Below are 21,236 nucleotides of genomic sequence, written 5' to 3'. Positions count from 1 at the left end.
GCGGGTCTTGGACCGGAGGATCTGTCGCTGGCCGAGGTGTACGACCTGTCCACCGCCCTGGAGCTGGAGTGGTACGAGGACCTGGGGCTGTGCGCGCCCGGGGAGGGCGCGAAGCTGCTGCGCGAGGGGGCCACGGCGCCGGGCGGGCGGATTCCGGTCAATCCGAGCGGGGGGCTGGCGTCCTTCGGGGAGGCGGTTCCGGCGCAGGCCATCGCCCAGGTGTGCGAGCTGACCTGGCAGCTGCGCGGGCAGGCGGGCGAGCGGCAGGTGCCGGGCGCGCGCGCCGGAATCACCGTCAACCAGGGGCTGTTCGGGCACGGCTCGTCGGTCGTCGCGGTCCGCTGAGCGGCGCCCGAGCGGCAACCCCCCGGTGGCTGCCAGGTGGCTGCCCAGTGTCTGCCCGGTGCCCAAGTGGTGCCGGAGTGGTGCCGGAGTGGACGGCGATACCGGGGCAACGCCCTTACGGCTGTGACGAACACCGTTGCCGTCCATCACCTTGACGCCCCCTGACCGCCGGTGAACACTGCTGCGGTGTCAGTCGGCGTCGCCGCGCGCAGGCTCTCTCCACGGTCACCCCCCATGGGCGATTCCGATGCACCCGCACGCTCGAAACGACCCAGCACGGAGGACCGGGGCCACCCGCCCCGGGCGAGGTCCTAGGAGCCGCCATGAGCAATGGGGACATCTTCACCGGTGAGGTCATCGGCACCGCGATACTGATTCTCTTCGGCGCCGGCGTGTGCGCCGCCGTCACCCTGAACCACTCCAAGGCCAAGTCGGCCGGGTGGATCGTGATCGCCTTCGGCTGGGGCTTCGGCGTCATGGCCGGCGCGTACACCGCGGCCCCGCTGTCCGGCGCCCATCTCAATCCGGCGGTGACCGTGGGCGTCGCCGTGGACACCGGAGACTGGGACAAGGTGCCGCTCTACATCCTCGCGCAGCTGGTGGGCGCCGTGATCGGCGCGGTGCTGACCTGGGCGCTGTACTACGCGCAGTTCGCCGCCAACGCCGATGAGAAGACCGCCCTGCCCACGCTCGGGGTCTTCTCCACCGTCCCGGAGATCCGGAACCCGGTGGCCAACCTCGTGACCGAGATCATCGCGACCGCCGCGCTGGTGCTGCCGCTGCTCGCGTTCGGCCAGGTCGACGGCATCGGGATCGGCCCGGTCACCGAGGGCGGCGGCACCGTGGTCCTCGGTTCGGGCATCTCCGTCCTGCTCGTCGCCTTCCTGGTGGTCGGCATCGGCCTCTCCCTGGGCGGGCCCACCGGCTACGCCATCAACCCGGCGCGCGACCTCGGGCCGCGCCTCGCCCACGCCCTGCTGCCCATCCCCAACAAGGGCACCTCGGACTGGGGTTACGCCTGGATACCGGTGGTGGGCCCGCTGATCGGGGCCGTGCTGGCGGGTCTCGTCTTCAACGCAGCCTTCTGACCGAAGGAGACGCCATGCCGCATCCGACGGAGACGTACGTCGCCGCGATCGACCAGGGCACCACCTCCAGCCGCTGCATCATCTTCGACCGGAACGGCGCGATCGTCGCCGTCGACCAGCGCGAGCACCGCCAGATCTTCCCCAAGCCCGGCTGGGTGGAGCACGACGCCACCGAGATCTGGTCCAAGGTGCAGGCCGTGGTGGCCGGTGCGCTGGCCAAGGCGGGGCTGCGGGCCGACGAGCTGACCGCGCTGGGCATCACCAACCAGCGCGAGACGACGGTCCTGTGGGACCGCCGCACCGGCAAACCGGTGCACAACGCGATCGTCTGGCAGGACACCCGCACCTCCGGCCTGTGCGAGGAACTCGGCGGCGAGGTGGGCCAGGACCGCTTCCGGGACACCACCGGACTGCCGCTGGCCAGCTACTTCTCCGGGCCCAAGGCCGCCTGGCTGCTGGACCATGTGCCCGGGCTGCGCCGCCGCGCCGAGATGGGCGAGATCGCCTTCGGCACCATCGACTCCTGGCTGATCTGGAACCTCACCGGCGGCACCGACGGCGGAGTGCACGTCACCGATGTGACCAACGCCGGACGCACCCTGCTGATGGATCTGCGGACCCTCCAGTGGGACACCTCGATCCTCTCCGCGATGGGCCTCCCCGAGGCGATGCTGCCGGAGATCCGCTCCTCCGCCGAGGTGTACGGCACGGCGGTCGGGCAGCTGGCCGGTGTGCCGGTGGCCTCCGCGCTCGGCGATCAGCAGGCCGCCGTCTTCGGCCAGACCTGCTACGGCGTCGGCGAGGCCAAGAACACCTATGGCACCGGCAGCTTCCTGCTACTGAACACCGGTGACCGCCCGGTGCCGTCCAAGAGCGGGCTGCTGACCACGATGGGCTACCGGCTCGGCGGCGAGCGGCCCGTCTACTGCCTGGAGGGGTCGATCGCGATCACCGGCGCGCTGGTGCAGTGGTTCCGCGACCAGCTGGGCATCATCCGCTCCGCGGACGAGATCGAACCGCTCGCCGCGAGCGTGGACGACAACGGCGGGGCGTACATCGTCCCGGCCTTCTCGGGGCTGTTCGCCCCGTACTGGCGCTCGGACGCCCGCGGTGTGATCACCGGCCTCACCCGCTACGTCACCAAGGCGCATCTGGCCCGTGCCGTCCTGGAGGCGACCAGCTGGCAGACGCGCGAGGTGGTCGACGCGATGTACCAGGACTCCGGGGTGCGGATCAGCACGCTCAAGGTCGACGGCGGCATGACCGCCAACGATCTGCTGATGCAGCATCAGGCCGATGTGCTGGGCGTCCCGGTGATCCGTCCGGTGGTCGCCGAGACCACCTGCCTGGGGGCCGCGTACGCGGCCGGACTCGCCACCGGCGCCTGGCAGGACCTGGACGAGCTGCGGGCCCACTGGAAGCGCGATGCCGAGTGGACCCCGCGGATGACCGAGGAGGAGCGGACGCGCGAGTACGGCAACTGGCGCATGGCGGTGGAGCGCAGCTTCGGCTGGCACCGGGAAGGGCAGCGGGCCGAGGACTCCTGAGCCGCGCCCGGCACCGGCGAACGGCGGCCCGTACCGCCGGTGCGAACGGCGGCCCGTACCCTGGACGGCGGGGTGCGGGCCGTGCCGTTCAGCCCCGCGCGGAAGCCAGCATCGCGTGCTCCACCACCGAGATCAGCACATGCTTGGCCGAATCGCGCTCCCGGGCGTCGCACAGGACGACCGGGGTGCCCGGGTCGAGGTCCAGCGCGTCGCGCACCGAATCCTCCGGATAGCGCTCGGCCCCCTCGAAGCAGTTGACCGCCACGGTGAAGGCGATGTCCCGCCGCTCGAAGTAGTCGATGGCGGCGAAGCAGTCCTCGAGACGGCGGGTGTCGGCCAGCACCACCGCGCCCAGCGCGCCGGTGGCCAGCTCGTCCCACAGGAACCAGAAGCGGTCCTGGCCCGGTGTGCCGAAGAGGTAGAGCACCAGGTCCTCGCGGAGCGTGATGCGCCCGAAGTCCATGGCGACGGTGGTGGTCGTCTTGGACTCCACCCCCGCGATGTCGTCGACCGGCCGGCCCGCCTCGGTGAGGATCTCCTCGGTGCGCAGCGGTCTGATCTCGCTGACCGCGCCCACCAGGGTCGTCTTGCCCACCCCGAAGCCGCCGGCCACCAGTATCTTCAGCGTGACCGGTTCGACGATATGAGGGCGGCCCAGGTCAGAGTGCCCGTAGACCATTGATCACCTCGCGCAGAATCCTCTCGTCCGGCAGTTCCGCCGGAGGTACGGGCCGGGACACTCGGACGAGTGCGGCGTGGAGCAGATCGCCGATGAGCACACGGATCACGCCGATCGGAAGGTCGAGCTCGGCCGCCAGCTCGGCGACGGACTGCGGGCCGTCCCGGCTCAGCTCGACGATGTCGATGTGCTCCGGGGACAGCATCTGGTCGGCGACGGTCCGGTGGTCGGCGCTGTCGGCGACCACCACCGCGATCAGATCCAGCTTCTCCTCGGCGGCGCTGCGGGTGCGTCCCCGCGTCATCGCATAGGGCCTGACCACCGGTCCCGCCGCGTCGTCGAACCACCGGGCGGCGCGCTCCGGGTCTCCGCTCATTTCCCCCGGCCTCCGTCACCCGGTGGAGCGCGGGGCCGAGCCCAGATGCACGCCCACCCGCTTGACCAGCAGCGTCATCTCGTACGCTATCTGGCCCACATCGGAGTCGGCGTCCGCCAGGACGGCGAGACAGCTGCCGTCGCCGGCCGCGGTGACGAACAGGAAGGCGTCGTCGAGCTCGACGATCGTCTGCCGGACCCGGCCGACGTCGAAGTGGCGGCCGACGCCCTTGGCGAGGCTGTGGAAGCCCGAGGCCACGGCGGCGAGGTGCTCACCGTCCTCCCGGGACAGATCGCGTGAGCCGCCGGTGAGGAGTCCGTCCCCGGAGAGCACCAGCGCCTTGCGGATGCTGCCCACTCTTCCGACCAGTTCGTCCAGCAGCCAGTTCAGCTCGCCCGACGCGTTGGGCGATCCGTTGGGCGCTGCGGCGTTCGATGCGGTCATCGACCGTCCCCCTCATGTGTCGTTCCCGGGCTTGCGTCCGCGCCTCCGGATCCGGTGGCCGACTGCCGCCGACCGCGCTGCCAACCCCGTTGGAGCGAGGCCATGGTGGCCCTCGCCTGCTCGGCTTCGCGCTCGGGATCGTTCTCGGCAGGGGTTCGGTCGTCGGTCTGGGGTGCGGGGTCGTTCTTCAGCTGCGGGGCCAGGCTCGCCTGCCGTACCCGCTTGGGGAGGCCGGAGGCCGCCCGCTGGGTGGGCACCGGGCTCTGCTCCGGGCCCCGGCGCTCCGGCCCCGTGCGCCGCGGGCCCTGGTCGCGGCCCTGGCCCTGGGCCTGGGCCTGGTCCTGGCCCTGGCCCTGGCCCTGGCCCTGGCCTTCGGAGCGTTCGGCCCAGGACGGCTGCCCCGGACCCTGGATACGGCCGTTCTGTCCGCTGGACGTGCCCTCGACCGGCCGGCCGTGGTCGGCGACCAGGACCGGCGGGACACGGCGGGGCAGCGGCGCGGGTCCGCCGCCCGGTTCGGGGTCCGGGCCGTCCGGAGTCTGCTGGTGCTGCTCCACGGTGGACGGCACGGGTCCGGTGCGCACGGACTGGCGCGCCTTGAGGCCGCGGGCGCGGAAGATGCCGCCCATTTCGTCGTCCTCGTCGGCGTCGTCGTGGTGGGCCTCGTGCGTCAGGGACGCGGTCAGGGAGGCGAGTTGGGAGGCCGGCTCGGCCTCGTCTGCGGGCCCGAGCCGGACGTCGCCCACGCCGCGCCGCGCGGTGTCGGTGTAACGGCCGCCGGTGTCGCGGTCGTCGGTGTCCCCCCGGGTGCCGTCGTCGGTGAGCAGGTTGGAGGGGATGAGCACGATGGCCGTGGTACCGCCGTACGGGGAGGGCTGCAGCGAGACCCGCACCCCCTGCCGCTGGGCGAGCCGGCTGACCACGAACAGCCCGAGCCGGTCGGTGTCGGACAGCTCGAACTCGGGGGTCTCGGCCAGCCGGAGGTTGGCCTCCAGCAGCGCGTCGGGAGTCATGCCGAGACCGCGGTCGTGGATCTCCAGGGTGAAGCCCTTGGCGACCCGCTCGCCGTGCACCTGGACGGCGGTGTGCGGCGGCGAGAAGACGGTGGCGTTCTCCAGGAGTTCGGCGACGAGGTGGGTGAGGTCGCCGACGGCCGGGCCGACGACCGCGATCCGGGGCAGCCGGCGGACCTCGATCCGCTCGTAGTCCTCCACCTCGGCGACGGCGGCGCGCACGACGTCCATCAGCTGGATCGGCTTGCGCCACTGCCGGGAGGGGGCCGCGCCGGAGAGGATGACCAGACCCTCGGCGTGCCGCCGCATACGGGTGGTCATGTGATCCAGGCGGAACAGGTCGGACAGCTCGTCGGTGTCCTCGGTGCGCCGCTCCATGGTGTCCAGGAGGGTGAGCTGACGGTGCAGCAGCACCTGGCTGCGGCGGGCCAGGTTGACGAAGACATCGGAGACGCCCTGGCGGAGTTCGGCCTGTTTGACGGCGGCCTCGACGGCGGCCCGCTGGAGGGTGTTGAGGGCCTGGCCGACCTGGCCCATCTCATCGGGGCCGTAGTCCAGCCGTGGCGCCTCGGTCTCCACGTCGATCTGCTCGCCCGCGCCGAGGCGGCGCATCACGCTCGGCAGCCGGACGCTGGCGACCTCCTGCGCGTCCCTGCGCAGCCGGGACAGATCGCGGACCAGGCTGCGGCCGATGCGGAACGAGACGAAGACGGAGACGATGAGGGCGACCAGGCCGAGGATGCCGGCGATGCCCGCCTTGAGCATCACGCTGCTGGCCACCGGGTCGATGCGCTTCTGGAGCCGGTCGGTGGCCTCCTCGCCCAGCCGGTCGTAGTCGTTGAGGACGGGCTGGGCCGCGGCCTCCCAGTGCTCCTGGTCCAGCGACTTGATGGCCGTGGCGGGGTCCATCGAGGAGAGGATCTTGCCCTCGGCCACGCGCAGGGCGGCAGGGGCGGCGTTGGTGCGCCGGTAGTCGGCGAAGACCTTCTGCTCGGAGTCGGGGAGGATCGGCAGGTTGATCTCGTAGAGCAGGGTGCGCTCGGCGATGAGGTCGGACATCGCCTGGAGGTCCGCCAGCGTCATCTTGCGCGCCGTCAGTGCCGAGACGTACAGCGCGTCCTCGCGGGAGAGCGCCTCCCGGGCACGGATCATGGCGACCAGCGCGCGGCCCTGTTTGTCGAGGTCGGTGTCGGGCACCGCGTGGAGGGAGCTGCGGAAGGTGTAGCAGAGGTCGACGAGCTTGTTGTAATACTCATACGCCTGGGTGGAGGAGATGCCGTCGTCCTCGACCTTGCGGCGCAGACTGTCCAGTCCGTCCGCGGCCTTGAGGATGTTGCCGAGCTGTTCCTCGGATTCGTCGTTCATCCTGCCGTGCACATCGCCGTCCGACTCGGCGGCCCGCAGCTTGTCGATCGCCTGGTCGGTTTTGCGCTGCAGGGAGTGGAGTACGGGCAGGGCGTCCGACTGCCGCGGATCGGCCAGCAGGATGAGCGTCTGCCGGCGCTCCTTCTGGACGGCGTGCACCGCGTCCTCGGCCGGCTGGCCCGCCTTGTCGATGATGTCGGACGCGTCCAGCAGTTGCTTCGCCTCGCGACCGGTGATCACCGTGGCGAACGCCCAGATCGCCGTCAGTGACACGAGCGGCACCAGCAACAGCGCCACGATCTTCCTGCGGATGGACTTACCGCGAAAGCGCATGGCCTCCCTAACGTCAACCCCGAATTCCAGGGGCGGGGTTCCGAGTTCCGACATCGAGCGGGCGCGAGCCTACTACTGCCGGTTGGACAGATCGAAGGCATGTCCACTTGATGCAGGGAGTCCCTTACAGTCCGTGATCAGGAGTTGTCGGGCGATTCCCCGACTTACCCCCCACCGCTCGGCACTCCTCCCCCGGCCGCCGCATGCGGCCATTCGGCCGCGCTTGGCTTGTTTTCCCCTCCCCAGGGGAACCCGTGGTCGGTGCCATTCGTGATCCAACGGGGCACACTAGGGGGGCATACGACCCAAGTCCCGCTATCTGACTCGGCCGCACCGGGGCAGAGCATGGAAAGGGGTGGGAGCGTCATGGACGCGATGGACAAGGATCGCGACATCCCGGCGCACGGGGTCCGGCCATTGTGGACCGAGGAGCCGGCGCGCAGGCGGCGGCTGCCCGATCCCGTCCGTACGGCGGCGGTGCGGGCGGTCATCATCATCGCCGTGACTCTGGTGGAGGTGATGGTCGCTCTGCTGTGCACCCTGGCGGGCTCCTGGTCCGCCTTCCCCGTCGTGCTCGCCACGGTGGCGAGCACGGTGGTGGCGACCTGGGGGGTGCTGGACGTGTGGGTGACCCGTCAGGTCTGGCGCCAGCGCTACGGGGTGGTGTCCCGGCCCAGCAGCACGGCCCGCGAGATGCGCCGTCAGCGCCGCCGGGAACGGGCCCGTGAGGCGGACCCGACGGTCACCTCCCGGCCGGCTGCGGAGCGCGGGCCAGCTCGCGGCGCAGCCGCATGAAGGGCCGGGGCCGGTCCATGCCGAGGGCGGCGGTGGGAATCCCGTCCCGTTCGTAGACGGCGAGGAAGCCGCCGCCCTCGGCGGGGTCCCCCTCGAGGATCCGGACCGTGTCCCCGGGTTCACGCCGCCCGGCGTACTGGATGCGCGCGCCGTACTGGTCGGACCAGAAGTAGGGGAGCGCGTCGAAGCGTGCGACGGTGGACCCGGCGAGCAGATTGCGGGCGGCCACGTCGCCCTGGAGCATGCCGCTGGTCCAGTGCTCGGCCCGGACGGTGCGGGCGGTGCCCGGCTGTGCCAGCCGGGCCACGTCCCCGACGGCCACGACGTTGGGCAGCGCGGTGACACAGCCCTGGTCGCACCGCACCCCGTCGTCCAGGGCCAGACCGGAGCCTTCCAGCCACTCGGTGACGGGACGCACCCCGACGCCGACGACCACCACATCGGCGGGCAGCACCCGCCCGTCGGCGAGCTCCACACCGGTGACCCGGCCGGCTCCGCGCAGACCGGCCACACCGGCGCCGCACAGCAGGGTGGCCCCGCCCCGCGCGTGCAGCCCGGCGCACACCCGGGCCATCTCCTCGCCCAGTTGGGACACCAGCGGCAGCGGCGCGGCCTCCACGACGGTGACGTCGAGGCCGAGGGCGGCACAGGAGGAGGCCACCTCGGCGCCGATGAAGCCCGCGCCGATCACCACCGCCCGCTCGGCGCCCGTGCGCAGCTCGGCGCGGAGCCGGAGCGCGTCGTCGAGGGTGCGCAGGGTGTGCACCCCGTCCAGCGGCGGGAGGGGCAGCGTTCTGGGCGTGGCGCCGGTGGCGATGACGACGCCGTCGGTGCGCAGGGCGCGGCCGCCGGTGAGACGGATCTCACCGGCCGCGGTGTCCAGCGCCTCGGCCCGGACGCCGAGCAGCCACTCGGCGTCCAGCTCGGCCTCCTCCTCGGGGTCGGTGAGGGCGAGCGGCCCCAGACCCTCGCCCAGGTCGCCGTCCCCGGTCAGGAACTCCTTGGACAGCGGCGGGCGGTCATAGGGGCGGTGGTGCTCCTCGCCGACGACGACCAGCCGTCCGTCGTACCCCTGGGCGCGCAGGCCCCGCGCCGCGTGCAGACCCGCGAGCGAGGCCCCGACCACGGTGACCGTCCTGACCGCCGTCATGCCACGGCTTCTTCCGGCGCCGCGTGCACGGGCCGGCCGGGAACGGTCTGCACCGCGGGGTGGACATACAGCATTCCGTCCACGACCGTGACAGCGTGGGTCCGTACGGGCTTACGGGCGGGCAGACAGGTCGGCTCGCCGGATCGCAGATCGAACAGCGCGGCGTGCAGCGGGCATTCCACGTAGCAGCCTTCCAGCCACCCGTCGGAGAGGGAGGCGTCCTGGTGGCTGCAAGTGTCGTCGATGGCGTAGAACGCACCGTCGGTGTGGAACACCGCGATCGGCGCGGTGGCATCGCCGGCCTCGATACGCACCGACTCACCCTCCGGCAGGTCCTCGATACGGCAGACGGGAATCATTGGCCCCCCTCACGTTGATCGGTATCATGCGTTGTGGATAGTGCACTGAAAAGCGCGATGCGCAACAGAATCCAGATCGGGAAGGCAGCCGTCAAGAGTTCCCCGGCCCGAGGGCCCCACGCAGAGCCGCCGGATGGTGAGATCAGAACCATGACGAACACGACCGAGGATCGGGCCGAGGAGAAGCGGGGGGCCGCCGGGGCAGTGCAGTCGGTGGACAGGGCGGTCAGCGTCCTGGAGATCCTTGCCAGACTCGGCGAGGCCGGAGTGACCGAGATCGCCGACGAGCTGGGGGTCCACAAGTCGACCGCCTTCCGACTGCTCGGCGTACTGGAGAACCGCGGACTCGTCGGGCAGGAGCGGGACCGGGGGAAGTACTACCTGGGCGCCGGGGTGCTCAGACTCGCGGGCGCCGCCGCCATCCGCCTGGACATCTCGCAGGAGGGCGCCCCGGTGTGCCGGGCACTGGCCGACGAGACCGGCGAGACGGCCAATATCGCCGTCCTGGACGGGGACGCGGCGGTCAACATCATGCAGGCGCGCGGCGCCGCCGCGGTGACCGCCTTCAACTGGCTGGGGCGGCGCACCGCGCTGCACGCGACGGCGAGCGGCAAGGTGCTGCTCGCGCATCTGTCGGGCGAGCGCCGGGAGCGGCTGGTGACGCGGAAGCTGCCGCGGTTCACCGAGCACACCATCACCACCTCCGCCGAGCTGCGGCAGCAGCTGGAGACGGCGGCCGAGCGCGGGTTCGCCTACTCCTGCGAGGAACTGGAGATCGGGCTGAACGCGGTGGCGGCGCCGGTGCGCGGCCACGACGGCGCGGTCATGGGGGCGATCGGCGTCTCGGGACCGGCGTACCGGATGGCCCAGAGCCGGTTGCCCGATCTGGCCGAGTACGCCGTGAAGACCGCCGAGGAGCTGTCCCGACGGATGGGCTTCCCCGGCTGAGCCACCCCACCACCCCACCCACCCGACGAGGGGGCCGGACGATTCCGGCCCCCTCGTCGCGTCTGTGACCAGGGGCGCCGAGCGGCGTGCGAGCTACGCGAATTCCCCCGTCAGCGCCAGTTCACAGACGGTTTACGCGCACCCCTTGACCGCACGGGGCGGCGACTTTCAGGATGTCTCCCATCGCGCAACACGCCGCGCTATACGCAACTGGGGGGTAACCGGCGGCCGTTGAACGGCCTCTGTCTCACCCTCCTTCGAGGCAGTCATGCCAGCTCCCGTGCACCGGTCCCTGCGATCGCAGGAGAACAGAGGAGTGAGCCATGCCGCAAGAAGCCCGCGCCGTCGTCGCGGTCAAAAGGGGCGCCCCGGTGGAGGTGGTGCCCGTTCTCGTGCCCGAGCCCGGCCCCGGTGAGGTGCTGGTGGGAGTGCAGGCGTGCGGGGTGTGCCACACCGACCTGCACTACCGGGACGGCGCGATCGGCGACGAATTCCCGTATCTGCTCGGGCATGAGGCGGCCGGAATGGTCGAGGCCGTGGGCCCCGGCGTCACCGCACTCGCCCCCGGTGACTATGTGGTCCTGGCCTGGCGGGCGCCGTGCGGCGGCTGCCGCTCCTGCCGCCGGGGCCGCCCGTGGTACTGCTTCGACAGCCGCAATGCCGCCCAGCCGATGACCCTGACCGACGGCACCCCGCTCAGCCCGGCGCTGGGCATCGGCGCGTTCGCCGAGAAGACGCTGGTGGCGGCCGGGCAGGCGGTGAAGATCGACCCCTCGGCACGCCCCGAGGCGGCGGGCCTGATCGGCTGCGGGGTGATGGCCGGGTACGGCGCGGCCGTGCACACCGGCGGGGTGTCCAACGGCGACACGGTCGCGGTCATCGGCTGCGGCGGCGTCGGCAACGCCGCGATCGCGGGGGCCTCGCTGTCCGGGGCGCGCCGGGTGATCGCCGTGGACATCGACGACGCCAAGCTGGACTCGGCGACCCGCTTCGGCGCCACCGACACCGTCAACTCCCGTGGTACGGACCCGGTCGAGGCGGTGCGCGAGCTGACCGGGGGCTTCGGCGCGAATGTGGTCATCGACGCGGTGGGCCGCCCCGAGACCTACGCCCAGGGCTTCTATATGCGCGATCTGGCCGGGGTGCTGGTGCAGGTCGGGGTGCCGGACCCGGAGATGCGCATCGATCTGCCGCTGATCGATCTGTTCTCGCGGGGCGGTGCGCTCAAGTCGTCCTGGTACGGCGACTGCCTGCCCAGCCGGGACTTCCCGGTCCTGGTCGACCTCCACCTCAGCCGCAAGCTGGATCTGGAGGCGTTCGTCAGCGAGACGATCACGCTGGACGAGGTCGAGGCCGCGTTCGCGAAGATGCAGCGCGGCGAGGTGCTGCGGTCGGTGGTGGTCCTGTGAACACCGTGGATGCCCGAGTCGTGATCGTCGGGGCCGGAATCGTCGGCTGCTCCCTCGCCGATGAGCTGACCGCCCGTGGCTGGCGGGACGTCACCGTTCTGGAGCAGGGCCCGCTGCTCGCCCCCGGCGGCTCGACCTCGCACGCCCCCGGTCTGGTCTTCCAGACCAGCCCCTCCAAGACCCTGACCGACCTCGCCCGGTACACCGTGGAGAAGTTCTCCTCCCTCGAGGTCGACGGGCTGTCCTGCTTCAACCCGGTGGGCGGTCTGGAGATCGCCACCAGCGAGGAGCGCTGGGCCGATCTGCACCGCAAGGCCGGTCTCGCGGCCTCCTGGGGCGTACGGGCCGAGCTGCTCGGCCCGGCCCGGTGCGCGGAGATGTGGCCGATGCTGGACCCGGAGCGGATCCTCGGCGGCCTCCACACCCCGGACGACGGGCTGGCCCGGGCGCTGCTCGCCTCCCGCGCCCAGATGGAGCGGGCCACCGCGCACGGCGCCCGGTTCCTGGACCGGCACACGGTGACCGCCATCGAGCGGGAGGGCGGCCGGGTGACCGCCGTCGTCACCGACCGGGGCACCTTTCCGGCCGACGTCGTGGTCTCCGCCGCCGGCTTCTGGGGCCCGCTGATCGGCGACATGGCGGGGGTCCCCGTCCCGCTGCAGCCGCTGGCCCACCAGTACGCCAGGACCGGGCCGCTGCCCGAGCTCGCGGGGGTGAACGACCCCCGTACCGAGGCGAGCAAGCCGATCCTGCGGTTCCAGGACCGCGATCTGTACTACCGCGAGCACACCGACCGCATCGGCATCGGCAGCTACGCCCACCGCCCGCTCCCCGTCGACCCGGCGCGGCTGCCCGCGTACGACGACGCCCCGGTGATGCCGTCCTCGCTGCCGTTCACCCCGGAGGACTTCGCCCCCAGCTGGGAGGACAGCGTCCAGCTGCTCCCCGCGCTCGGCGCGAGCCGGGTCGAGGAGGGGTTCAACGGCGTCTTCTCCTTCACCCCCGACGGTATGCCGCTGATCGGCGAGTCCCGCGAGGTGCGCGGTTTCTGGCTGGCCGAGGCGGTGTGGGTGACCCACTCCGCGGGCGTGGCCCGGGCCGTGGCCGAGTGGATGACGGACGGGCGGCCGGGCATGGACGTCCATGAATGCGATCTGTACCGCTTCGAGGACGCTCAGCGCTCCCCCGCCTACATCACCGAGCGGGGTCAGCAGAACTTCGTCGAGGTCTACGACGTCATCCATCCGCTGCAGCCGATGGAGCAGCCCCGTCCGCTGCGGGTCAGCCCCTTCCACGTCCGGCAGCGCGAGTTGGGCGGGTACTTCCTGGAGGCGGCGGGCTGGGAGCGGCCGCACTGGTACGAGGCGAACGCCCCGCTCGCCGAGTCCGTCGAACTGCCCCCGCGTGACGCCTGGTCGGCCCGCTACTGGTCGCCCATCGCCGCCGCCGAGGCCAGGGCCACCCGGGAGCGGGTCGCGCTGTACGACATGACCCCGCTCAAGCGGCTGGCGGTCACCGGGGCCGGGGCGCTGGACTTCCTCCAGCGCATGACCACCAATCAGCTGGCGAAGAAGCCCGGCGCGGTCACCTACACCCTGCTGCTGGACGAGGCCGGGGGCATCCGCAGCGACCTCACCGTCGCCCGCCTGTCCGAGCACCACTTCCAGGTCGGCGCCAACGGCGGGCTGGACCTGGACTGGCTGCTGCGCCACGCGCCCGATGACGTCCACATCTCCGACATCACCCCGGGCACCTGCTGCGTCGGCGTCTGGGGCCCGCTCGCCCGGGAGCTGGTCCAGCCGCTGACCCGCGACGACTTCTCGCACGAGGCGTTCGGCTACTTCAAGGCCAGGCAGACCTGTATCGGCCATGTCCCGGTGACCGCGATGCGGCTGAGTTACGTGGGCGAGCTGGGCTGGGAGCTGTACACCACCGCCGACATGGGACTGCGGCTGTGGGACACGCTGTGGGAGGCCGGACAGCGCCATGGGGTGATCGCCGCCGGGCGCTCGGCCTTCAACAGCCTGCGACTGGAGAAGGGCTATCGCGCCTGGGGCCATGACATGACCACCGAGCACGATCCCTACGAGGCCGGGGTCGGCTTCGCCGTCCGGATGAACAAGGGCGACTTCGTCGGGCGCGCGGCGCTCGAGGGCCGCTCCGATGAGACGGCGGTGCGCAGGCTGACCTGTCTCACCCTGGACGACCCGGCCGCGGTCGTCATGGGCAAGGAGCCGGTGTACGCCGACGGCGTCCCGGCGGGCTATGTGACCAGCGCGTCCTACGGCTACACCGTCGGCCGGACCGTCGCCTACGCCTGGCTGCCCGCCGCGGCCGCCGTGCCCGGCACCGCCGTCCACATCGAGTACTTGGGCGAGAAGGTGCCCGCGACCGTCGCCGCCGAGCCCCTCTTCGATCCGCGTATGGAGCGCATCCGCCGCTGACACCGAGCGCCGCGAGAGCGGGAAACGACCGCTTGGAGGCCCCCTTGGCACTCACCGGTGACACCGCCCACCCCATCGAGCTCTTCGCCCCCCGCCGGCTGACCGCCGCGACCGCCTGAGGAGAACCCATGACCGTGGCTCCCGAGTCCCCCGCCATCACGCCCCCCAGTCTGCTCGCCACTCTCCCCGGCCACTGGTACACCGCTCCCGGGGTCTTCCGCCGGGAGCAGGAGCACCTGTTCGAGGCCATGTGGTTCTGTGCGGTGCGCGGGGCCGACCTGGACCGGCCGGGCGCCTTCCGCACCGTGCGGATCGGCCGGGAGAGCGTGCTGATCACCCGCAACCGGCGGGGTGAACCACGGGCGTTCCTCAACATCTGCCGCCACCGGGGCGCCCGGCTGTGCACCGAGGAGTCCGGTACGGTGCGGCGCTCGCTGCAGTGCCCGTACCACGCCTGGACCTACGACCTGGACGGCCGGCTCACCGCCGCCCCCAACCTATCGAAGATGCCCGATGTCGACCGGGTCGAGCGCGGACTGGTGCCGGTACGGCTTCGCGAATGGCTCGGCTATATCTGGGTCTGCCTGGCCGAGGAGCCACCGTCGTTCGAGGAGACGGTCATCGGGGCGGTGGCCGAGCGGCTCGGCGACACGGACTCCGTGGAGCGCTACGGCGTGGCGGGGCTGGCGCTGGGCCGCCGGATCTCCTACGACGTCAAGGCCAACTGGAAGCTGATCGTCGAGAACTTCATGGAGTGCTACCACTGCGCGACGATCCACCCCGAACTCACCGAGGTGCTCCCGGAGTTCGCCGACGGCCTGGCGGCGCAGTACTTCGTCGGGCACGGCGCCGAGTTCGCCGAGGAGGCCCAGGGGTTCACGGTGGACGGCAGCGAGGGGTTCGACCGGTTCGCGGGGATCGCCGACGAGCAGGACCGCCGCTACTACGCGATCACGGTACGGCCGCAGGTCTTCCTCAATCTGGTCCCCGACCACGTGATCATGCACCGGATGTTCCCGCTCGCCCCCGATCGCACGCTGGTCGAATGCGATTGGCTCTACGCACCCGAAGTGGTGGCGTCCGATCGGGATCTGTCGAAGTCGGTGGAGCTGTTCCATCGGGTCAACACCCAGGACTTCGACGCCTGTGAGCGCACCCAGCCCGCCATGGACTCCCGCGCCTACCGCGACGGCGGGGTGCTCGTCCCCAGCGAACACCACATCGGCGCCTTCCACCGATGGGTGACCGACCATGTCCCGACCCCGGAAGCGGAGGAATGCCCGTGACGGACCTCTTCATCGGTGGCCAGTGGACCGCCGCGATCGACGAGCGCACCCGGGAGATCCGCTGCCCGGCCGACGGATCGCTGGTAACGGTCGTCGACGAGGGCGGCGGCAAGGACGCGGCCGAGGCGGTTGCCGCCGCCCGGCTGGCGTTCGACCAGGGGCCCTGGCCCCGTACCCCGGTCGGGGCGCGCGGCGATCTGCTGCTGCGCGTCGCCGGTCTGGTGGAGCGCGACAAGGCCGCGCTCGCCCGCGCCGAGTCCCTGGACACCGGGAAGCGCCTGGCCGAGAGCGACGTCGACATCGACGATGTGGTGGCCTGCTTCCGCTACTACGGGCAGCTGGTGCGCACCGAGGCGGACCGGGTCGTGGACACCGGCAGCGAGCACGCCGTCAGCCGGGTGGTCTATGAACCGGTCGGGGTCTGCGCGCTGATCACCCCGTGGAACTATCCGCTGCTGCAGACCGCGTGGAAGGTGGCGCCCGCGCTCGCCGCGGGCAACACCTTCGTACTGAAACCCAGTGAGCTCACCCCCAGCACCGCGATCGCCCTGATGCGGCTGCTGGCGGAGGCCGGGCTGCCGGACGGGGTGGCCAATCTGGTGCTCGGCCCGGGCGCCGAGGCCGGGGCCCCGCTCACCGACAACCCCGATGTGGACATGGTGTCCTTCACCGGAGGGCTGCGGACCGGGCGCCGGATCATGGCCGCGGCCGCGGGCACGGTCAAGCGGACCTCGCTGGAGCTGGGCGGTAAGAACCCCAATGTGGTCTTCGCCGACGCGGACTTCGACACGGCCGTGGACTACGCGCTCACCGCGGTCTTCCTCCACTCCGGGCAGGTCTGCTCGGCCGGGGCCCGGCTGCTGGTGGAGGACCCGGTGCACGACGCCTTCGTCGAGGAGGTCGTGCGCCGGGCCCGCGGGATCCGGCTCGGCGGGCCGTTCGACGAGCGGGCCCAGACCGGCCCGCTGATCTCGGCCGCGCACCGGGCCAAGGTCGAGGCGTATGTGGCGGCCGGGCTCGCGGAGGGCGCCCGGCTGCGCTGCGGCGGCACCCGCCCCGACGATCCGGCCCTGGCCGACGGCTACTACTTCCTGCCGACCGTCCTCGACCACTGCCACAGCGGGATGTCGGTGCTGGCCGACGAGTCCTTCGGGCCGGTGCTCACAGTGGAACGTTTCGCCGATGAGGACGAGGCGGTGCGGCTGGCCAACGACACCGTGTACGGGCTCGCCGGGGCCGTATGGTCCGGCGACGAGGGGCGGGCGCAGCGGGTGGCCTCGCGGCTACGGGTGGGCACCGTGTGGATCAACGACTACCACCCCTGTCTCCCGCAGGCGGAATGGGGCGGGTTCAAACAGTCCGGGACGGGGCGGGAGTTGGGGCCCAGCGGGCTCGCGGAGTACCGGGAGGCCAAGCACATCTGGCGCAATACGCGTCCGCGTCCGCAGGGTTGGTTCGCCTGACCGGGGAGTCGGTCCGGCTCGGCACCCCGGCCGGAGCGGTCACCTTCTCCTTCGGCGACGGTACCAACACCGCCGTGGGCATCCTCTCCGGCGGCATCGCGACCGTCACCCACACCTCCACGGCCACCACCGGGAGCCCCTTCCCCATCACGGCCGCCTACAACGGGACCGAGAACTTCGCCACGTCCAGCGGTACGGACACCCAGACCGTGGGCAAGGCGGCCACCACGACATCCGTGGTCTCCTCCCCGAACCCCTCGACGGTGAGCGATCCGGTGACGGTCACCGCGACCGTGTCCCCCGTCGGCCCCGGCACGGGGACGCCCACCGGGACCCGACGTCAACTACACGGCCTCCTCGGCGTCCATCACCCAGACGGTGAACACCGGTCCGGGCCAGCCCGCCGGGCTCACGTCCGGTCCGGCGCCCCGTCGGGCGCCTCCGCGTCCGCCTCGGGGCGGCGGTACATCCGGGTGGCGGTGATCTGGCCGTGGACCTGCTGCTCCTCCTCCGGCTCCCGGACCGGCAGGCCCGGCCGCAGATGCTCCTCGACGCTGATGTACTTCAGCCCGGCCCGCAGATCCGCGTCATTGCGCAACCGGATCACCAGCGGGAACTCGGCCAGCGCCGTGGTGTCGAACAGCCCCGTCGTATAGAGCAGCTGCACGCCCAACGCGTCCGCAACCGCCCGCTGGAGCTCCAGCAGATAGGTGGCGTTGGCGCGGCCGATGGGGTTGTCGAGGAAGAGGGTGCCCGCATGGCGGTGCTTGTCCCGGCCCCGGTCGTTGCTGCGCAGGGCCGCCATCGTGCAGTACAGCGCGATGGCGGCGGTCAGCAGCTGGCCACCGGAGAACACATCGCCCATCTGCCCCACCGGCACCCGCTCGGCCCGCAGCACCGCGTCCGGCTTGAGGATCTCCACGGCCACCCCGCGCGGCTGGAGCGCGGCGTGGACCCCGCGCAGCAGCAGCGACATGCCGTCCCGGCGGAGATCGGAGTTCTTCCGGACGGCGGAGCGGGTGGCCTCGTCGATGACCTCGCCGAGCCGCTCGGTGAGCGAGGCCTGGTCGGGGTCCTCGAAGCGGATCCGCAGGAACTCCTGGCCCGACCACTCGCCGAGCCCCTCCGGGAGCCGGGAGAGCCGCTGCGCCGAACGCAGCGTGGCCAGACAGGACTCGACCAGGCCGCGCAGCCGGTTCACGATCGAGTCGCGGTTGCGCTCCAGCTGCTCCAGCTCGTCGGTGAGCACGCGCAGCCGGGGCGCGAACGCCTCGGCCCAGGCGGCGGCGTGCTCGGGCAGCGCGGCCGCGGGGAGCTCCCGGATCTGCTGGCGGGCGGGGGTGCGCACCTGCTCGTAGCGGGTGGAGTTGGCGTGCCGTACGAGGACGTCGCTCGCCTCCCGGACCGAGGACTCGGCCGCCGACAGGTCGGCGGCGCAGCCGCGCAGTGAGCGGCGGGTCTCGGCGGCGGCCTGACGGGCCTCGGCGAGATCCCCGGCGTACGGCTCGGGCCGCTCGCCGTCGTCCTCCGCGCCGGGGCCGTCCCGCAGCAGATCCCGCAGCAGGGCGGCGGTCTCGTCGAAGCCGCCCGCGGCGTCCTCGGCGGCGCGGTGGGCGCGCACCAGGTCGGCGTGGGCGGTGCGGGCGGTGTCCAGGGCGTCCGTACGGGCGGCCAGTTCGCCGTTGGCGGTGCGCAGCAGCTCCTTCGCCTGCTCGGCGTCGGCCGGGGCCATCTCCTCCGGCAGCTCGGTGTGGGCGTCGCCGTCGGCGGGGGCGAGCCGCTCGGCCTCGCCACGCAGCCGGCCCAGTTGCTCGCTCGCCGCCGACGCGCGGCTCTCCAGCATCTGGACCAGCGATTCGGCGCGGGCGGCGGCGGCCTGCCGGGAGGGGCCGTCGGCGCCGTCGGTGCCCTCCAGGAGCTGGGCGGCGCGGGTGCGGACCTTGTTGGTGAGCCGGTCGAGGGTGGCGAGTGCCGCGCTCTCGTCGCTTTCGGCGCGGGCCTGTTCGGCGCGGAGGTCGGCGCCGACGCCGACCTTCTCGTAGACCTGGGAGGCGGCGCGGTACGCCTCGCGGAGCGCGGGCAGCGAGGCGGAGGGCGGCTCGGTGGCCTCGCCGAGGTCGTCGGGGGCGCCCGCGATCTCCGCCCGCTCGGCGCGCAGGGCGCGGGCGGTACGGCGCGCGTCGTCGGCCGCGCGCTGGGCGGCGCGCCGGTCCTCGTCGGCGGCGCGGGCCCGGTCCACGCAGCCCGCGGCGCGCTCCTCGTACTCGACGGCCTCCTCGGCCAGCTCGCGCAGCCGGGTCTGCCAGGTGGCGCGCTCCCGCAGCCGGTACGCCAGCCCGGCCAGCGCGTCCGCCACCCGGCGGGCCCGCTGCGCCGCCTCCTGGCGCTCGTCCCGGACGCGGGCGGCCTCGGTGGCGGCCTCGTCGGCCTCGGCGCGTGCCGTGCGCGCCTCCACGAGGTCGCTCTGCGCGGTTTCGGCGGCCTCCCGTGCGGTCTCGGCCGCCGCCGCGAGCTCCGCGAGCCGCCCGGGCGGGCAGCCGGTGCGCCAGGAGGCGAGCCGCGCGGACAGCGCCCGGTCCCCGGCCAGCCGGGCGGCGAGCGCCCTGATCTCCTCGTCCCGCGCGGTGGCACGGGCGCGCAGCCCGCGCCGCTCGTCGTCGGCGGCGCGCTCGTCGTGCATCGCCGGGTTCGGCGGCACGAGGAAGACCCCGCTGTCCTCGGCACCGGGCGCGGGCGTGGGCGCGAGCAGCGCGGCCGACGTCCCGACGGCCACGGCGGACCGCGGCAGCAGCGACGCCTGACCGAGCACCTCACGGGCGCGGGCGTGGGTGCCGGGGTCGGTGATGACGACACCGTCCACCAGCTCGGGCCGGGCCGCGAGCACGGCGGCGTGGTCGACGGGGTCCACGGCCTGGGCGAGATAGCGCCAGCCGGGGAGCGCGGGGATGCCGTGCTCCCCGAGGAACTCGACGGCCGCCAGCACATCGGCACTGGGCGGCAACAGCCCCCCGTCACCGAGCGCCCCCAGGATCCGCGCGTCCTCGGCGGCCGCGGTCCGCAACTCGAACAACTGCCGCTCGGCAGAGCCCACACTCTCCTCGAGCAGCTCCCGCAACGCCTCGGCGTTCCGGTCCAACTCCTCGGCGGTGAGCGGCCCGTCCGCGAGGGGCCGCGGGGCGGACTGGGGGTGGCGAACACGGTCGCGGTCGGGGTCGGGTTCACCGCCGGGCTCGGCGCTCCAGCAGTCGGAGTCGTCGGCGTCGGTGGTGTCGGGGGTGACGTCGGCGTTGTCGGCGCCGACGTCAGTGGCACCCTCCGACTCGGCCTGACCGCCGTGGGCGACGTCGGCGGCGCCCTCCGACTCGGCCTGACCGCCGTCACCGTCCCCGACCCGAGCCGACACCTCCCCGGGGGGCCGGGATTCGGCCGCGACGGCCCGGGCGCCGCGCGGGCCGTCCAAACGCAGGCCGTCACCCGTCGGGGCCGCGTGAGGGACGTCGACGGTGTCCGTGGCGACCTCCCTCCCGGCCTGACCGCCGTCACGGTGGGAATCGGCCGCCACGGCCGGGGCACCGCCACGGTGGCCCTCCGGGCGCGGACCGCAACCGCCCGACGGATCGTCCTCGGCCTCGTCGATCCGTACCGTCACCCGCCCCGCGGGCCGCGACTCCGCCGCGAGCGGACGCCGCCGGGGAGCCTCCCCGGAGCCCGCCTCTGTGTCCTCAGCAGACGCCCCTCCATGTCGAGCGGGGCGCGTCTCCCCCGCCTCACCCACCGGTCCGGTATCCGTCCGTCCACCGCCGACCGGGGCGGAGCCGTCCCCCGGCACCTCGCCCACCAGGCACGGCTCACCGAGCGCGCACGAGGCGGGAACGCCGTCACCGCGCGCCGGATCAGGGGCGGCACCCTCATCCGTGGAGCGCGCCGGGGCGGGACCCGGCCCGGCGCAGCCCTCTTCCCCAAGGCGCTCGCGGGTGTCGGTGGGGGGCTCCTCGGGGGTGTAGGCGTGGTCGTGGGACACGGGCTCCGCGTCCAGGGGGATCGCGGAGGGGTCCGCGCGGAAGGCGGCGGGGAGTTGGGAGAGGCCGACGTCGTCCGCGTCCTCCTCGTCCACGTGGACCGTGATCCACCCGGTCCGGTCGGAGTCGGTCGGCAGGGCGCGGGTGCCTCGTCGGCCCACACCGTCCGCGTC

At 72.8% G+C, this 21,236-nt stretch carries 15 protein-coding genes and 2 pseudogenes; 9 read left to right on the top strand and 8 right to left on the bottom strand.

The window, feature by feature from the left end; all coding sequences use genetic code 11:
• From GWI24_RS19075 to glpK, 3 genes and pseudogenes are all read left to right on the top strand, one after another.
• Positions 1-345, top strand: a pseudogene (locus tag GWI24_RS19075) (lipid-transfer protein); the annotation flags it as partial.
• A 323-nt stretch (positions 346-668) separates the two neighbouring features.
• Positions 669-1,433 (top strand): MIP/aquaporin family protein, encoded by a 765-nt coding sequence (locus tag GWI24_RS19070; protein ID WP_198275402.1) that lies wholly within the window; start codon positions 669-671, stop codon positions 1,431-1,433.
• Between the two features lie 14 nt (positions 1,434-1,447).
• The gene (gene glpK, locus GWI24_RS19065; protein ID WP_210947150.1) at positions 1,448-2,980 is read left to right on the top strand and encodes a glycerol kinase GlpK; all 1,533 of its coding nucleotides are present in this window, start codon (positions 1,448-1,450) and stop codon (positions 2,978-2,980) included.
• 88 nt (positions 2,981-3,068) lie between these two features.
• Here the strand turns inward: glpK and GWI24_RS19060 are convergent, their stop codons facing one another.
• Genes GWI24_RS19060 through GWI24_RS19045 form a run of 4 tightly spaced genes read right to left on the bottom strand, consistent with a single transcriptional unit; the run spans position 3,069 to position 7,190 of the window.
• Positions 3,069-3,659 carry an ATP/GTP-binding protein gene (locus tag GWI24_RS19060; protein WP_210947149.1) on the bottom strand — a complete coding sequence of 197 codons (591 nt, stop codon included), beginning with the start codon at positions 3,657-3,659 and terminating at the stop codon, positions 3,069-3,071.
• A complete protein-coding gene (locus GWI24_RS19055) occupies positions 3,640-4,035 on the bottom strand; it encodes a DUF742 domain-containing protein (protein WP_210947148.1) in 396 nt (131 codons plus the stop codon). The genes GWI24_RS19060 and GWI24_RS19055 overlap by 20 nt, the downstream gene beginning before the upstream one ends.
• A gap of 15 nt (positions 4,036-4,050) precedes the next feature.
• Positions 4,051-4,479, bottom strand: a complete 429-nt coding sequence (locus tag GWI24_RS19050) for a roadblock/LC7 domain-containing protein (protein WP_020873578.1) — start codon at positions 4,477-4,479, stop codon at positions 4,051-4,053.
• Positions 4,476-7,190, bottom strand: coding sequence for a nitrate- and nitrite sensing domain-containing protein (locus tag GWI24_RS19045; RefSeq protein ID WP_210947147.1), 2,715 nt, complete (start codon positions 7,188-7,190; stop codon positions 4,476-4,478). The genes GWI24_RS19050 and GWI24_RS19045 overlap by 4 nt, the downstream gene beginning before the upstream one ends.
• Positions 7,191-7,535: 345 nt before the next feature.
• Between GWI24_RS19045 and GWI24_RS19040 the strand changes: the two genes are divergently transcribed.
• The gene (locus GWI24_RS19040) at positions 7,536-7,985 is read left to right on the top strand and encodes a hypothetical protein (RefSeq protein ID WP_281062813.1); all 450 of its coding nucleotides are present in this window, start codon (positions 7,536-7,538) and stop codon (positions 7,983-7,985) included.
• On the opposite strand, the gene GWI24_RS19035 is transcribed toward GWI24_RS19040, so the two are convergent.
• Both GWI24_RS19035 and GWI24_RS19030 read right to left on the bottom strand, forming a co-directional pair.
• A complete protein-coding gene (locus tag GWI24_RS19035; protein ID WP_210947146.1) occupies positions 7,933-9,135 on the bottom strand; it encodes an NAD(P)/FAD-dependent oxidoreductase in 1,203 nt (400 codons plus the stop codon). The genes GWI24_RS19040 and GWI24_RS19035 overlap by 53 nt on opposite strands.
• Entirely contained in the window at positions 9,132-9,494 is a 363-nt protein-coding gene (locus GWI24_RS19030; protein ID WP_020873574.1) for a bifunctional 3-phenylpropionate/cinnamic acid dioxygenase ferredoxin subunit, read from the bottom strand. Before GWI24_RS19030 ends, GWI24_RS19035 begins: the two co-directional genes overlap by 4 nt.
• Before the next feature lie 150 nt (positions 9,495-9,644).
• On the opposite strand from GWI24_RS19030, the gene GWI24_RS19025 reads away from it, so the two are divergent.
• The 5 genes from GWI24_RS19025 (at position 9,645) to GWI24_RS19005 (ending at position 17,044) form a co-directional block, all read left to right on the top strand.
• Positions 9,645-10,442: an IclR family transcriptional regulator gene (locus tag GWI24_RS19025; RefSeq protein WP_138912448.1), complete on the top strand. Its 798-nt coding sequence runs from the start codon at positions 9,645-9,647 to the stop codon at positions 10,440-10,442.
• 323 nt (positions 10,443-10,765) lie between these two features.
• The gene (locus GWI24_RS19020; protein ID WP_210947145.1) at positions 10,766-11,851 is read left to right on the top strand and encodes an S-(hydroxymethyl)mycothiol dehydrogenase; all 1,086 of its coding nucleotides are present in this window, start codon (positions 10,766-10,768) and stop codon (positions 11,849-11,851) included.
• Between the two features lie 5 nt (positions 11,852-11,856).
• Positions 11,857-14,295, top strand: a complete 2,439-nt coding sequence (locus tag GWI24_RS19015) for an FAD-dependent oxidoreductase (RefSeq protein WP_308343774.1) — start codon at positions 11,857-11,859, stop codon at positions 14,293-14,295.
• Between the two features lie 128 nt (positions 14,296-14,423).
• Positions 14,424-15,581: an aromatic ring-hydroxylating dioxygenase subunit alpha gene (locus GWI24_RS19010; protein ID WP_210947143.1), complete on the top strand. Its 1,158-nt coding sequence runs from the start codon at positions 14,424-14,426 to the stop codon at positions 15,579-15,581.
• Positions 15,578-17,044: an aldehyde dehydrogenase family protein gene (locus GWI24_RS19005; RefSeq protein ID WP_210947142.1), complete on the top strand. Its 1,467-nt coding sequence runs from the start codon at positions 15,578-15,580 to the stop codon at positions 17,042-17,044. Before GWI24_RS19010 ends, GWI24_RS19005 begins: the two co-directional genes overlap by 4 nt.
• Positions 17,045-17,201: 157 nt before the next feature.
• Here GWI24_RS19005 and GWI24_RS19000 read toward each other — a convergent pair whose 3' ends face one another.
• Entirely contained in the window at positions 17,202-17,360 is a 159-nt protein-coding gene (locus GWI24_RS19000) for a hypothetical protein (RefSeq protein WP_210947141.1), read from the bottom strand.
• Positions 17,361-17,453: 93 nt separating this feature from the next.
• Positions 17,454-21,236 (bottom strand): annotated as a pseudogene (locus GWI24_RS18995) (hypothetical protein); the annotation flags it as partial.

Source organism: Streptomyces sp. MK37H (assembly GCF_018035285.1).
Lineage (GTDB): Bacteria > Actinomycetota > Actinomycetes > Streptomycetales > Streptomycetaceae > Streptomyces > Streptomyces endocoffeicus.
Note: the sequence above shows the minus strand (reverse complement) of the source record. Positions and strands in the feature narration are given on the sequence as shown.

Excerpts from the sequence above, each read along its gene's own strand:
- GWI24_RS19070 (WP_198275402.1), top strand. The coding sequence starts at position 669 with ATGAGCAATGGGGACATCTTCACCGGTGAGGTCATCGGCACCGCGATA.
- glpK (WP_210947150.1), top strand. The coding sequence starts at position 1,448 with ATGCCGCATCCGACGGAGACGTACGTCGCCGCGATCGACCAGGGCACC.
- GWI24_RS19060 (WP_210947149.1), bottom strand. The coding sequence starts at position 3,659 with ATGGTCTACGGGCACTCTGACCTGGGCCGCCCTCATATCGTCGAACCG.
- GWI24_RS19055 (WP_210947148.1), bottom strand. The coding sequence starts at position 4,035 with ATGAGCGGAGACCCGGAGCGCGCCGCCCGGTGGTTCGACGACGCGGCG.
- GWI24_RS19050 (WP_020873578.1), bottom strand. The coding sequence starts at position 4,479 with ATGACCGCATCGAACGCCGCAGCGCCCAACGGATCGCCCAACGCGTCG.
- GWI24_RS19045 (WP_210947147.1), bottom strand. The coding sequence starts at position 7,190 with ATGCGCTTTCGCGGTAAGTCCATCCGCAGGAAGATCGTGGCGCTGTTG.
- GWI24_RS19040 (WP_281062813.1), top strand. The coding sequence starts at position 7,536 with ATGGAAAGGGGTGGGAGCGTCATGGACGCGATGGACAAGGATCGCGAC.
- GWI24_RS19035 (WP_210947146.1), bottom strand. The coding sequence starts at position 9,135 with ATGACGGCGGTCAGGACGGTCACCGTGGTCGGGGCCTCGCTCGCGGGT.
- GWI24_RS19030 (WP_020873574.1), bottom strand. The coding sequence starts at position 9,494 with ATGATTCCCGTCTGCCGTATCGAGGACCTGCCGGAGGGTGAGTCGGTG.
- GWI24_RS19025 (WP_138912448.1), top strand. The coding sequence starts at position 9,645 with ATGACGAACACGACCGAGGATCGGGCCGAGGAGAAGCGGGGGGCCGCC.
- GWI24_RS19020 (WP_210947145.1), top strand. The coding sequence starts at position 10,766 with ATGCCGCAAGAAGCCCGCGCCGTCGTCGCGGTCAAAAGGGGCGCCCCG.
- GWI24_RS19010 (WP_210947143.1), top strand. The coding sequence starts at position 14,424 with ATGACCGTGGCTCCCGAGTCCCCCGCCATCACGCCCCCCAGTCTGCTC.